12 protein-coding genes are annotated in these 12,566 nt (G+C 70.7%); 7 read left to right on the top strand and 5 right to left on the bottom strand.

Translation table 11 applies throughout. The annotated features are described in order from the left end of the window. Positions 1-52 precede the first annotated feature (52 nt). A complete protein-coding gene (locus ET471_RS15795) occupies positions 53-1,801 on the top strand; it encodes a DEDD exonuclease domain-containing protein (RefSeq protein WP_165350518.1) in 1,749 nt (582 codons plus the stop codon). A gap of 13 nt (positions 1,802-1,814) precedes the next feature. Next, on the top strand, positions 1,815-2,093 hold the full coding sequence (locus tag ET471_RS15800; RefSeq protein WP_129189875.1) for an Lrp/AsnC family transcriptional regulator: 279 nt from the start codon (positions 1,815-1,817) through the stop codon (positions 2,091-2,093). A 13-nt stretch (positions 2,094-2,106) separates the two neighbouring features. Here ET471_RS15800 and trpD read toward each other — a convergent pair whose 3' ends face one another. Beyond that, positions 2,107-3,189, bottom strand: coding sequence for an anthranilate phosphoribosyltransferase (trpD, locus tag ET471_RS15805; RefSeq protein ID WP_129189877.1), 1,083 nt, complete (start codon positions 3,187-3,189; stop codon positions 2,107-2,109). Between the two features lie 123 nt (positions 3,190-3,312). Then, positions 3,313-3,723 (bottom strand): response regulator transcription factor, encoded by a 411-nt coding sequence (locus ET471_RS15810; protein WP_129189879.1) that lies wholly within the window; start codon positions 3,721-3,723, stop codon positions 3,313-3,315. A gap of 259 nt (positions 3,724-3,982) precedes the next feature. Between ET471_RS15810 and ctaE the strand changes: the two genes are divergently transcribed. The 5 genes from ctaE to ET471_RS15835 all read left to right on the top strand — a co-directional run bounded on the left by ctaE (position 3,983) and on the right by ET471_RS15835 (position 8,974). Further along, positions 3,983-4,630 (top strand): aa3-type cytochrome oxidase subunit III, encoded by a 648-nt coding sequence (gene ctaE, locus ET471_RS15815; RefSeq protein ID WP_129189882.1) that lies wholly within the window; start codon positions 3,983-3,985, stop codon positions 4,628-4,630. Positions 4,631-4,688: 58 nt separating this feature from the next. Next, positions 4,689-5,468, top strand: a complete 780-nt coding sequence (qcrC, locus tag ET471_RS15820) for a cytochrome bc1 complex diheme cytochrome c subunit (protein ID WP_129189884.1) — start codon at positions 4,689-4,691, stop codon at positions 5,466-5,468. After that, positions 5,465-6,511 (top strand): cytochrome bc1 complex Rieske iron-sulfur subunit, encoded by a 1,047-nt coding sequence (gene qcrA / locus ET471_RS15825; RefSeq protein WP_129189886.1) that lies wholly within the window; start codon positions 5,465-5,467, stop codon positions 6,509-6,511. Before qcrC ends, qcrA begins: the two co-directional genes overlap by 4 nt. Continuing rightward, the gene (gene qcrB / locus ET471_RS15830; protein ID WP_425356562.1) at positions 6,508-8,226 is read left to right on the top strand and encodes a cytochrome bc1 complex cytochrome b subunit; all 1,719 of its coding nucleotides are present in this window, start codon (positions 6,508-6,510) and stop codon (positions 8,224-8,226) included. The genes qcrA and qcrB overlap by 4 nt, the downstream gene beginning before the upstream one ends. A gap of 118 nt (positions 8,227-8,344) precedes the next feature. Next, positions 8,345-8,974 carry a superoxide dismutase gene (locus ET471_RS15835; protein ID WP_129189888.1) on the top strand — a complete coding sequence of 210 codons (630 nt, stop codon included), beginning with the start codon at positions 8,345-8,347 and terminating at the stop codon, positions 8,972-8,974. 410 nt (positions 8,975-9,384) lie between these two features. Here ET471_RS15835 and ET471_RS15840 read toward each other — a convergent pair whose 3' ends face one another. Genes ET471_RS15840 through ctaC form a run of 3 tightly spaced genes read right to left on the bottom strand, consistent with a single transcriptional unit; the run spans position 9,385 to position 12,418 of the window. Continuing rightward, on the bottom strand, positions 9,385-9,786 hold the full coding sequence (locus ET471_RS15840; protein ID WP_129189890.1) for a cytochrome c oxidase subunit 4: 402 nt from the start codon (positions 9,784-9,786) through the stop codon (positions 9,385-9,387). Beyond that, entirely contained in the window at positions 9,783-11,504 is a 1,722-nt protein-coding gene (ctaD, locus tag ET471_RS15845) for an aa3-type cytochrome oxidase subunit I (protein WP_242496323.1), read from the bottom strand. Before ctaD ends, ET471_RS15840 begins: the two co-directional genes overlap by 4 nt. Continuing rightward, positions 11,504-12,418, bottom strand: coding sequence for an aa3-type cytochrome oxidase subunit II (gene ctaC / locus ET471_RS15850; protein ID WP_129189892.1), 915 nt, complete (start codon positions 12,416-12,418; stop codon positions 11,504-11,506). Before ctaC ends, ctaD begins: the two co-directional genes overlap by 1 nt. Positions 12,419-12,566 lie beyond the last annotated feature (148 nt).

Below are 12,566 nucleotides of genomic sequence, written 5' to 3' on the forward strand. Positions count from 1 at the left end.
CCGGCCCTGCGGGCCCAGGTCCTTGTCGGAGGCTCGCCCTAGCGTGCGGGCCATGACGACCCTCGCGACCCCACCGCCCCCGGGTGGCGCCGTGCAGCCCTCCTTCGAGGACCTGGGCACCCCGCTGCGGGACGTGACGTTCGTCGTCGTCGACCTCGAGACCACCGGCACGCGCGCCGGCGACTGCGGCATCACCGAGATCGGCGCGGTCAAGGTGCGCGGCGGCGAGGTGCTGGGCGAGTTCCAGTCGCTCGTGAACCCCGGACGCGAGGTGCCGGCGTTCGTCGCCCGCCTCACGGGGATCACGACGGCCATGGTGTCCACCGCGCCGGCGATCGACCTGGTGCTGCCGAGCTTCCTGGAGTGGGCGCACGGCTGCGTGCTCGTCGCGCACAACGCGCCCTTCGACGTCGGGTTCCTCAAGGCCGCCGCGAAGGAGCTCGGCTACCCGTGGCCGGGCTTCCCGGTCGTCGACACCGTGCCGCTCGCACGGCGCGTCGTCACGCGGGACGAGGCACCCAACCACAAGCTCTCGACGCTCGCGAACCTCTTCCACGCCCAGGTCACGCCCGACCACCGCGCGCTGGCCGACGCGCGCGCCACGGTCGACGTGCTCCACGCCCTGTTCGACCGCCTGGGCACGATGGGTGTCCAGCATCTGGAGGACCTCGCGACGGCGGCGGACCCGGTGCCGCCGGACGTGCGCAGGAAGCGGCACCTCGCGGACGGCCTGCCCGAGGCTCCCGGCGTCTACCTGTTCAAGGGTCCCGGCGACGAGGTGCTCTACGTCGGCACGTCCACCAACATCCGCAAGCGCGTGCGCTCGTACTTCACGGCCGCCGAGAAGCGCCGGCGCATCACGGAGATGGTGCGCATCGCGGACAAGGTCACGCCCGTCGTGTGCGCGACGCCGCTCGAGGCCGCCGTGCGCGAGCTGCGGCTCATCACCGAGCACGAGCCGCGCTACAACCGGCGGTCCAAGCACCCTGAGCGGCACACGTGGGTGCGCCTCACCGACGAGCCGTACCCCCGCCTGTCCGTGGTGCGCGAGGTCCGCGCGGGCGCCCCGCACATCGGCCCGTTCGGCTCGCGGCGCGTCGCGCAGGACGCCGTCGACGCGCTGCACGACGCCCTCCCCCTGCGGCAGTGCTCGCTGCGCCTCGCGGTCGTCTCACGCACGCCGGGCAGCCCGTGCGCGCTCGCCGGCATGGGCCGCTGCTCGGCCCCGTGCGTCGCCGTCGCCGCCCCCGACGGCGCGTACGCGGCGGTCGCCGCGGCCGCCGCCGGGGTTCTCCAGGGCGACCCGTCCCCCGTGGTCGAGGCGCTGGCCGCCCGTATCGGCCGCCTCGCCGCCGAGGAGCGGTTCGAGGAGGCCGGGCAGGTCACCGGCCGGCTGCGGGCCTACGTCCAGGGCGCTGGACGCGCCCAGCGCCTCGCCCCGCTGGCCGCGTGCGCCGAGCTCGTGGCCGCCCGTCCGACGGCCGCAGGCGGGTGGGAGCTCGTCGTGGTGCGCCACGCCCGGCTCGCCGGGACGGCCGTGACCCGGCCGGACGATGACCCGCTGCCCGTCGTCGCCGCTCTGCGGGCGACCGCCGAGACGGTCGACCCGCCGGTGCCGCCCGCGCCCGCGTGCCACCCCGAGGAGGCCGCGCTGGTCATCGACTGGCTGGAGTCTCCCGGCGTCCGGCTGGTGCACACCAGCGAGCCGTGGGCGGTCCCCGTGCGGTCCGCGCTCTCGCACGCCGACCTCGCGGGTGTCTCGGGCGAGGTCAGGGCGCAGATCACGACGGCGCTCGACTAACTACAGTGGACCCATGCTGACTGCCATCGTCCTGATCGACACCGAACCGAACAAGATCCCCGAGGTCGCCGACAAGGTCGTCAACCTCAAGGGCGTCAGCGAGGTGTACTCGGTGACCGGCAAGGCCGACCTCGTCGCGATGGTGCGCGTGCGCAGCCACGAGGAGCTCGCCGACGTCATCGCCGACGGCATCAGCAAGGTCGCCGGCGTGGTGCGCACCGAGACGCTCATCGCCTTCCGCGCGTACTCGAGCGTCGACCTCGACCAGGCGTTCGCGCTCGGCCTGGAGTAGCCGCCCTCCGGCGTCAGGCCGAGGCCGCGCGCCAGCGCTCGAGCGCCGCGAACGCGCGGCCCTCGTCGACGCTGCGCGCGGCCAGCGCGATGCCCGCGGCGAGCCGCTCGGTGAGCGTGCCCTCGCCGGTCCCGGGCAGGCTCCCGTCCGCGACGATCGCGGCGGCCGCGTTGAGCAGCACCGTCTCGCGCACCGGACCGCGGTCGGTGCCGTCGAGCACGCCCAGGGCCACGCGGGCGTTGTGCGCGGCGTCCGCGCCCTTGAGGTCGGCGACCGCGATGCGCTGCAGCCCGAGATCCTCCGCGGCGTCGAGACGCGCCGGGACGACCCGGCCGTCGCGGACCTCCCACACGGCGGTGCCGGCCGTGGCGGCGAGCTCGTCGAGCCCGTCCTCCCCGCGGAACACCAGCGCCGACGTGCCGCGCTCGGCGAACACGCCGGCCATGAGCCCCGCCATCCGGAGGTCGGCGCAGCCGACGGCGGTGGCACCCGGCAGCGCCGGGTTGGTCAGCGGGCCCAGGAAGTTGAACGCCGTCGGGACGGCGAGCTCCTTGCGGGCCACGCCGGCGTGCCGCATCGACGGGTGGAACACCGTCGCGAAGCAGAAGGTGATCCCGGCCTCGGCGGCGATCTCGGCGACGCGCGCCGGTGTGTGGTCGAGGCGGATGCCGAGCGCCTCGAGCACGTCGGCCGAGCCGGACGCCGACGTCGCGGCGCGGTTGCCGTGCTTGACCACGCGCAGCCCGGCGCCCGCGACGGCGATCGCGGCCATGGTCGAGATGTTCACGGTGTGGGCGCGGTCGCCGCCCGTGCCCACGAGGTCGACCGTGCGGCCGGGCACCTCGATGCGCGTGGCGTGGTCGAGCATGGCCGTGGCGAGCCCGGCGAGCTCGTCGACCGTCTCGCCCTTGGAGCGCAGGCCCATGAGGAACCCGGCCAGGCGCGGCGGGGAGACCTCGCCCGACATGACCTGGTCCATCGCCCAGGCGGTCTGCGCCGCCGTGAGGTCCTGGCGAGCCACCAGCTGGTTGAGGACGAACGGCCACGCCAGCGTGGGGTCGGTCGCGGGTGCGGGGTCGACGGCAGGCTGGGTCAACGCGTGTCCTTCGCTCGTGTCGGGCAGAGACCCGCACGCAGCGCGTGCGCTCGCGCGGGCATGGCGAACGCTACCGGGTCGTGCGGCAGCGCCGCCGTCGGTGTCCAGGTCAGCGCCCCCCGGTCAGGCGCGGGCTCCCGCGAGCAGCCCGGCGACGGTGCCCTGCACGCTCACGGCGTCGAGCGGGCGCGGCACGACGGCGTCGGCGAGGGACCAGGACGCGAGCCACGCGTCCTCGGCGCGTCCCGTGAGCACGAGCACGGGCGGGCACTCGTAGATCTCGTTCTTGAGCTGGCGGGCCAGGCCCATGCCGCCGGCCTTGTCCGCCTCACCGTCGAGCACCACGAGGTCCCAGCGCTCGGTGTCGGCGGCCTTGACGACGGCCGCGGCGGTCGCCACCTCCTGCCAGTCGATCGCCGGGGCGTGCGCGCGCAGGCGCGGTCCGACCGCGAGCCGCACCTGCTCGCGCACGGTGCGGTCGTCGCTGTACAGAAGGATCCGAGGCCCGGTGGGCTGCGGCTCAGCACCCGTCATTGCGTCCTGCCTCCAAGTCGGGGCCACCACGTGCGACGAAGCGCGCCCGGCGGCCGTTCTTCCCCCCGTTTTGCTGGCATCGTGGCACAGCAGCGTCACGACGAGAACCAGCGAAACGTGGTCTTTTCGTGGCACTCTCCCATCGATCGTCAGCAAGCGCGAGCACTTCGGCGAAAAACCGCGGATTTCCGCGGACTTCAGCCGCTGAGGTGCCGTTTGGCGTGGCCAGAAGTGTGTCCGGGTCGGCAATAATGACACCGTGTCCACGACCGCAACGGCTGCTGCCCCGACTGCTCACCAGCACGTGAGCGTCAACCGACCGAACCCCGTGTCGGTCGGGACCATCGTCTGGCTCGCCTCCGAGCTGATGTTCTTCGCCGGTCTCTTCGCGATGTACTTCACGGTCCGCTCCGTGATGGACCCCGCCGAGTGGGCCGCGCAGACCGAGCGCCTGAACGTCCCCTTCGCGCTCCTCAACACCACCGTCCTGGTGCTGTCCTCCGCCACCTGCCAGATGGGCGTGCTCGCCGCCGAGCGCTTCCGCCCGGTCCGCTCGGGCTCGCTGTGGCAGTTCACCAAGTGGGGCATGCACGAGTGGATGACGCTGACGTACCTCATGGGCGCCTTCTTCATCGGCGGCCAGATCTTCGAGTACGCCTCTCTCGTCCAGGAGGGGCTGACGATCTCGTCGAGCCCGTACGGCTCCGTGTTCTACCTGACGACCGGCTTCCACGGCCTGCACGTCGTCGGCGGCCTCATCGCCTTCCTCTTCCTGCTCGGCCGCTCCTTCGCGGCCCGGCGCTTCGGCCACCACGAGGCCACCACCGCGATCGTGACGTCGTACTACTGGCACTTCGTCGACGTCGTCTGGATCGCGCTCTTCGGTGTCATCTACCTGCTCCAGTGACGCACCAGGACACCACCCCCAGACCACCCCACCCGAGCCACGAGACGAGGTCACTTTCGTGAAGGCACTCGCCGCCCGCCGGCACCACCGGGCCGCCCCGGTCGTGCTGCTGCTGCTGGCGCTGCTGGTGACGGGCGGCGTGTACGCCGCCTTCGCGCCCAGTCCGGCGGAAGCCGCGACTGCCAGCACCGCGGACATCGAGACCGGCCAGAAGCTGTTCCAGGCGAACTGCGCCACCTGCCACGGCCCCAGCGCCGAGGGCACCGAGGTGGCGCCGTCGCTCGTCGGCGTCGGCGCCGCAGCCGTGGACTTCCAGGTGTCCACCGGCCGCATGCCGATGCAGATGGACGGCCCGCAGGCCATCGCCAAGCCCCGCCAGATGGACGAGGAGCAGACGGCCGCGCTCGCCGCCTACGTCGCGTCGCTCGGCGCCGGCCCCGCGATCCCGACGGACCAGCAGGTCGACGCCACGAAGGGCGACCCCGCGAACGGCATGGCCCTGTTCCGCACGAACTGCGCGATGTGCCACAACGCCGTCGGCGCGGGCGGTGCCCTCTCCCAGGGCAAGTTCGCCCCGTCGCTGCTGGCGACGTCGGACCGGAACATCTACCAGGCCATGCTGACGGGCCCGCAGTCGATGCCGGTGTTCAACGACGCCACCATCACCCCCGACGGCAAGCGCGACATCATCGCCTTCCTCGCCGAGCAGGACAAGGGCACCGCCGGCGGCAACCCGCTCGGCGGTCTCGGCCCGGTGGCCGAGGGCCTCTGGGCGTGGGTGCTGGGCCTGGCCGTCATGATCGGCGGCGCCGTCTGGATCGGAGCGAAGTCCTCGTGAGCGAGAGCAAGAACCACCCCACGTCGACCGAGGTCGGCGCGCACACCGCCGGCGAGCTGGTCCACGCCGACCGCTTCCCGGACCCCGGCGTCCCGGAGCACAAGCCGCGCCTGACGGACACCGACCCGAAGGCCGCCAAGCGCAGCGAGCGGATCATCACGATCCTCTTCGTGCTCTCCGCGCTCGGCACCCTCGGCACCCTCGTCGCGTACTTCGCGGTCCGTCCGGACGGCACCACCGAGGGCGTGCGCCTGTCCACGGTGCTCCTCGGCGTCGCCATGGCCGTCTCGCTCCTGGGCATCGGGGTCGCGGCGATCCACTGGGCCAAGACCCTCATGTCGAACCACGAGTACATCGACGAGCGTCACCCCACCCCCTCGTCCCCCGAGGTTCGCGAGGTCGCCGTCGTCGCCCTCCAGCAGGGCGTCGAGGACGCGGGCCTCGCCCGCCGCGGCGTGCTCAAGGGTGCCGCGGTCGGCGCGCTCGCGCTCTTCCCGCTGACGGTGGCCGTGCCGCTGATCAGCTCGGTGGGCAACGACTGGAACGTCGGCAAGTTCCGCCACACGCTGTGGAAGAAGGGCGTGCGTCTCGCGACGGACCCCGACGGGCGTCCGCTCAAGGCCTCCGACCTCACCGTCGGCTCGATCGCGCACATCATCCCGGACGTCCCGGCCGAGGAGCGCGAGACCGAGGAGTGGATCACCGAGAAGGCCAAGGCGATCGTCCTGCTCGTCCGCCTCAACCCGGAGGACATCCGCTCCGAGCAGCGCGAGGGCGCCTCCTACGAGGGCATCGTGGCGTACTCGAAGGTCTGCACCCACGTCGGCTGCCCCGTCGCGCTGTACGAGCAGCAGACGCACCACCTGCTGTGCCCGTGCCACCAGTCGACGTTCGACATCGCCGACGGCGCCAAGGTGGTCTTCGGCCCGGCCAGGCGTCCGCTCCCGCAGCTGCCCATCACCGTCGACGACGAGGGGTACCTTGTCGCTGAGGACGACTTTTCCGAGCCGATCGGCCCGAGCTTCTGGGAGCGCCTGAAGTGAGCACCGCGACCACGACCCCGAAGACCCTGAAGAAGCCCACGCAACCGACCACGCCGGCGGGCAAGGCGGCCGACTACCTTGATCAGCGCACCAAGATCGGTGTGCTGGTCAAGGAGCTCGCGCGCAAGATCTTTCCGGAGCACTGGTCGTTCATGCTCGGCGAGATCGCGCTGTTCTCGTTCGTGGTCCTGCTGATCACGGGCGTCTTCCTCGCGCTGTTCTTCCAGCCGTCGATGGCCCTGGTCCGCTGGGACGGCGACCTGCCCCAGCTGCACGGCCAGCTCATGTCGGCCGCGTTCGCCTCCACCCTCGACCTCTCGTTCGAGGTGCGCGGCGGCCTGCTGATGCGCCAGATCCACCACTGGGCCGCGCTGATCTTCATGGCGTCGATCGTCGTGCACATGCTGCGCGTGTTCTTCACCGGCGCCTTCCGCAAGCCGCGCGAGCTCAACTGGCTCGTCGGCGCGACGCTGATGATCCTCGGCCTCGCGGCCGGTTTCTCCGGCTACTCGCTCCCCGACGACGTGCTCTCCGGCAACGGCCTGCGCATCACCGACGGTGTCGTCAAGTCGATCCCGATCATCGGGTCGTACATGTCGTACTTCATCTTCGGCGGCGAGTTCCCGGGCGAGCACATCATCGCCCGCCTGTTCACGGTGCACATCCTGCTCGTGCCGGGCCTGATCCTCGCCCTCATCGGCCTGCACCTGTTCCTCATGGTGCTGCACAAGCACACGCAGTACCCGGGCGGCGGCCGCACCGACAGCAACGTCGTCGGCGTCCCGGCCCTCCCCGTGTTCGCGGCGAAGATGGGCGGCAACTTCTTCTTCATCTTCGGCGTGCTGGCCCTCATGGGCGCGACCCTGTCGATCAACTCGGTGTGGAACTACGGCCCGTTCGACCCGTCGCCCGTGTCTGCCGGCGCCCAGCCGGACTGGTACATGCTGTTCCTCGAGGGCTCGCTGCGACTCATGCCGGGTCAGGCCGAGATCGTCACGTGGGGCAACTTCACGCTCTCGCTCAACGTGCTCATCCCTGCCGTGGTCATCCCGGGCATCTTGTTCACCTTCCTCCTCACCTACCCGTTCCTCGAGGCGAAGGTCACCGGTGACCACCGCGAGCACCACGTGCTCGACCGCCCCCGCAACGTCCCGGTGCGCACCGCGCTGGGCGTCGCCTTCCTGACGGCGTTCATCATCCTGGCCCTGGCCGGCTCGAACGACCTCATCGCGACGCACTTCCACCTGTCGATCAACTCGATCACGTGGGTGTTCCGCGTGCTGCTGTTCCTCGGCCCGTGGTTCGCATTCTGGGTGACCAAACGCATCTGCCTCGGTCTGCAGCGCAAGGATCGCGAGCTGGTGCTCCACGGCCACGAGTCGGGCCGCATCGTGCGGTTCGCCTCGGGCGAGTACATCGAGGTGCACACGCCGCTGGACGAGCAGGAGCGCTGGCTGCGCGTCAGCTACGAGACCCGCAAGCCCCTCGAGCTGGCCCCGGCGGCCGACGCCCGCGGCGTCAAGCGCAAGGGCTACGCCTCCGAGAAGATCTGGCACAAGGTCTCGAGGTTCTTCTACGAGGACCGCGTCGAGCCCGTCACGCCCGCCGAGCTGGCGGCCGCGCACGCGCACGGCGAGCACGACGCGATCGAGGCGAGCCACGACGAGCACGCCGCTCTCCCGGCCGGCGCCACCCGCACCGAGCAGGAGCGCTGAGCTCTGACCTGACGGACGACGACGGCCCGTGCAGCCCTCCACCCGGAGGACCGCACGGGTCGTCGTCTATCCCCACCGGCCGCCGTCCGACGGCCGGACCTGCAACAGGAGGATGTTGATGGCTGTCTACACGCTCCCTGACCTGAGCTACGACTACGCGGCCCTCGAGCCCCACATCTCGGGGCGGATCATGGAGCTGCACCACTCCAAGCACCACGCCGCCTACGTGACCGGCGCCAACACGGCTCTCGAGAAGCTCGCCGAGGCCCGCGACAAGGGCGACCTGGCCGCCGTGAACCTGCACGAGAAGAACCTCGCGTTCAACCTCGGCGGGCACGTCAACCACTCGGCGTTCTGGACCAACCTCTCCCCCGAGGGCGGCGGCGAGCCGACCGGTGACATCGCCGCGGCGATCGACGCGGACTTCGGCTCGTTCGAGAAGTTCAAGGCGCACTTCGCGGCCGTCGCCGCGGGCGTGCAGGGCTCCGGCTGGGCCATCCTCGCCTGGGACTCGATCGGCCAGAAGCTCATCATCGTGCAGCTGTACGACCAGCAGGGCAACATCGCGCTCGGCCTCGTGCCGATCGTGCTGCTCGACTGCTGGGAGCACGCGTACTACCTCGACTACCAGAACGTGCGTGCCGACTACGTCTCCGCGTGGTGGAACGTCGTGAACTGGGCCGACGCGGACGCCCGCCTCGCCCGCGCGAAGTCGCAGACGGCTGGGCTCATCGTCCCGTCGCTCTGACCCCGAACGCACGAACGCCCCTGGCGCCTGCCCGGCACCAGGGGCGTTCGTGCGTCTCTGCCCAGGTTTCACAGCCAACCAGGTTCACCGTCGTCGGCCCCACGGTGGGGAAGGCCGCCGCAGGGGGCCTGTGCGCTGCCCGTGGCGGCCGCTCGGCGGCCGTGGCGGGGGCCCCGGCGGGGCCGGTCAGGCCCACTCGCCCGAGCGCCAGGAACGGGCCGCACCCGGCGAGGACAGCAACGCCAAGGCTGGGTGGACGGGCGCGGTGCGGTGCGATGCGGCGGACCCGGTCGCGCCTGAGAGAGCAAAGCATGAAGGCCCGCTCCCTGAGGGAGCGGGCCTTCATGTCGGCTCGTGGCGCCGGGCCGCGGCGTCGCCTCGTGGCGGGCGCCGGCCGCGGAGTCGTGCGGTCAGTGCGCGTGCTGGCCGCGGCTGAACTCGAACACCCAGCCGACCAGGCCGATGACGCCGAGCACGAAGCCGAAGTACAGCACCCACCAGCCCACGGCGAGGCCGAGGAAGGCCAGTGCGGCAGCGGCACCGATGACCAGCGGCCACCACGACCAGGGGGCAAACACGCCCTGGTCGCCGGCGCCGTCGGCGATCTCGCCGTGCTCGTCGTCCTCCGGACGCGGGTCGATGCGGCGCGCGGTCAGCGCGAGGTACGCGCCCACCATGGCCACCAGGCCGCCGAGCAGCGGCATCCCGAGGAAGCCGACCGGCTCCTGCCAGTGCGTCATGAAGCCGTAGACGACCCCGACGATGACGAAGAAGGGTGCCAGGTACAGGAAGAGCTTGGTCTCGATCTTCACTTCCCGGACTCCTCGATCGTCGTGGTGGCGGCACCCGCGTACTGCGGGTACAGCTCGGGGTGCTCCATCGCGGCGACCTCCGGGTGGTGCAGGTCGAACGCCGGCGACTCGGAGCGGATGCGCGGCAGCGAGGTGAAGTTGTGGCGCGGCGGCGGGCACGAGGTGGCCCACTCGAGCGAGCGGCCGTAGCCCCACGGGTCGTCGACGGTCACGAGCGGGGCGCGACGCCACGTCGTGTACACGTTCCAGAAGAACGGCAGCAGGGAGGCACCGAGGATGAACGATCCGACGGTCGACACCTGGTTCATCCAGGTGAAGCCCTCTTCCGGCATGTAGTCCGCGTAGCGACGCGGCATGCCGATGACGCCCAGCCAGTGCTGGATGAGGAACGTCGTGTGGAAGCCGATGAACAGCAGCCAGAAGTGCCACTTGCCCAGGCGCTCGTCGAGCATGCGGCCCGTGAACTTGGGCCACCAGAAGTAGAAGCCGGCGAACATCGCGAACACGACCGTGCCGAACACCACGTAGTGGAAGTGGGCGACGACGAAGTAGGTGTCGGAGACCTGGAAGTCCAGCGCGGGGCTCGACAGGATGACGCCCGTCAGACCGCCGAAGAGGAAGGTCACGAGGAAGCCGATCGACCACAGCATGGGCGTCTCGAACGTGAGCTTCCCGCGCCACATCGTGCCGATCCAGTTGAAGAACTTCACACCGGTCGGGACCGCGATGAGCATCGTCATGAACGAGAAGAACGGCAACGTGATCGCACCGGTCACGTACATGTGGTGGGCCCACACGGTGACCGACAGGGCGGCGATCGAGATCGTCGCGTAGATCAGGCCCTTGTAGCCGAAGATCGGCTTGCGGCTGAACACCGGCAGGATCTCCGACACGATGCCGAAGAACGGCAGCGCGATGATGTACACCTCGGGGTGGCCGAAGAACCAGAACAGGTGCTGCCACAGGATGGCGCCGCCGTTGTCCGGGTTGAACACCTGCGCGCCGAGGCGGCGGTCCGCGCCGAGCGCGAAGAGCGCGGCGGCCAGCGGCGGGAAGGCCATCAGCACCAGGAGGCTCGTGATGAGCGTGTTCCAGGTGAAGATCGGCATGCGGAACATCGTCATGCCGGGCGCGCGCATCGTGATGATCGTGGTGATGAAGTTGACGGCACCGAGGATGGTGCCGAAGCCACCGAGCGCGAGGCCGAAGACCCACAGGTCACCGCCGAGGCCCGGGCTGAACGTCGTGTTCGACAGCGGCGCGTAGGCGAACCAGCCGAACGAGGCAGCGCCCTGCGGCGTGAAGAACCCGGCGCCGGCGATCGCGCCACCGAAGAAGAACAGCCAGAACGCGAACATGTTCAGCCGCGGGAACGCGACGTCGGGGGCGCCGATCTGCAGCGGCATGATGATGTTCGCGAAGCCCGCGAACAGCGGCGTCGCGAAGAGCAGCAGCATGATCGTGCCGTGCATCGTGAAGAGCTGGTTGTACTGCTCCTTGCTCTGCACGATCTGGATGCCGGGCTCGAAGAGCTCGGCACGGATGAGCAGGGCGAGCACGCCGCCGATGCAGAACCAGATCACCGACGTGATCAGGTACATGTACCCGATCGTCTTGTGGTCGGTCGAGGTGATCCACTTGATCACCGTGCGGCCGAGGTTCTGGCGCCGGGGCGCGAGGCCCGGGACCAGCTCGGCGCCGTGGGTGGTCGCGGTCATCAGTGCGCGCCCTCCTCGGTCTCGGCGGAGGCCGGGGCCTCCTGGTGGCGGTTGAGGTCGAGGCCGAGCTCGCCGGTCTGGCCGGCGTCGCGCAGGGCGTCCATGTGGGCGTCGTACTCGTCGCGGGAGACGACCTTGACGTTGAAGAGCATCCCGGAGTGGAACTCGCCGCAGAGCTCGGCGCACTTGCCCGCGTAGGTGCCCTCACGCTCGGGCGTGACCTCGAACGTGTTGGTGCGGCCCGGGATCATGTCCTCCTTGTAGAGGAACGCCGGGATCCAGAACGAGTGGATGACGTCGCGCGAGTCGAGCGTGAACTCGACGCTCTCCCCCACCGGCAGGTAGAGGGTGGGCAGCGCCTTCGACGTGCCGGGCGCGCCGTCGACCTCGTCCGCGGCCGTCTGGCCGCCGACGTCGTTCAGGTGCTGGCCCGTGTCGTAGACGTCGTCGTCCAGGTAGTTGAAGTCCCAGCTCCACTGCTTGCCGATCACCTGGACGTGCACGTCGGCGTCGCCCGAGACCGCGGTGACGTCCGTCATCACGCGGTCGGTGTGGTGGAAGAGCACGAGGACCATCGCCAGGGGCACGATCACGTACATGAGCTCGAGCGGCACGTGGTAGCGCGTCTGCACCGGGAGCTGGTGGTCGTCACGACGCTTGCGGTACGCGGCGACGCACCACAGCATCAGACCCCAGGTGATGACGCCGACGGCGAGGGCGGCGACCCAGGAGCCCACCCAGAGGCTGGCGATGCCTTCGGTGTGGTTGGTCACCTCCCCGTCGGCATATCCGGGCAGGTATCCGCGCTTGACGGTGTCGCTCGCGCAGCCAGAGGCCAGCACAGCGACCGCGCCGGCAACGGCCGTCGCGCGCAGGATGGCCCGCGTGGCGCGGGTAGGGGGCTTCGACTGCAAGGGAGGCCTTTCACGTCACGACCCGCGTCCTGCCCCGGTCACCGCGCGTCAGCAAAACGACGCAGCGCGCGACAGAACAGTTGCGGGTCCTTCTCGTCCTCGATATGGGGCAGCCTAGCGCGCCCACCGCTCCCGCACCGCTCCTCGA

The organism is Xylanimonas protaetiae, from assembly GCF_004135385.1.
Classification (GTDB): Bacteria; Actinomycetota; Actinomycetes; order Actinomycetales; family Cellulomonadaceae; genus Xylanimonas; species Xylanimonas protaetiae.

Coding starts and splice junctions, on each gene's coding strand:
- ET471_RS15810 (WP_129189879.1), bottom strand. CDS start 3,723: ATGACGGGTGCTGAGCCGCAGCCCACCGGGCCTCGGATCCTTCTGTAC.
- ET471_RS15795 (WP_165350518.1), top strand. CDS start 53: ATGACGACCCTCGCGACCCCACCGCCCCCGGGTGGCGCCGTGCAGCCC.
- ET471_RS15835 (WP_129189888.1), top strand. CDS start 8,345: ATGGCTGTCTACACGCTCCCTGACCTGAGCTACGACTACGCGGCCCTC.
- ctaD (WP_242496323.1), bottom strand. CDS start 11,504: ATGACCGCGACCACCCACGGCGCCGAGCTGGTCCCGGGCCTCGCGCCC.
- ET471_RS15800 (WP_129189875.1), top strand. CDS start 1,815: ATGCTGACTGCCATCGTCCTGATCGACACCGAACCGAACAAGATCCCC.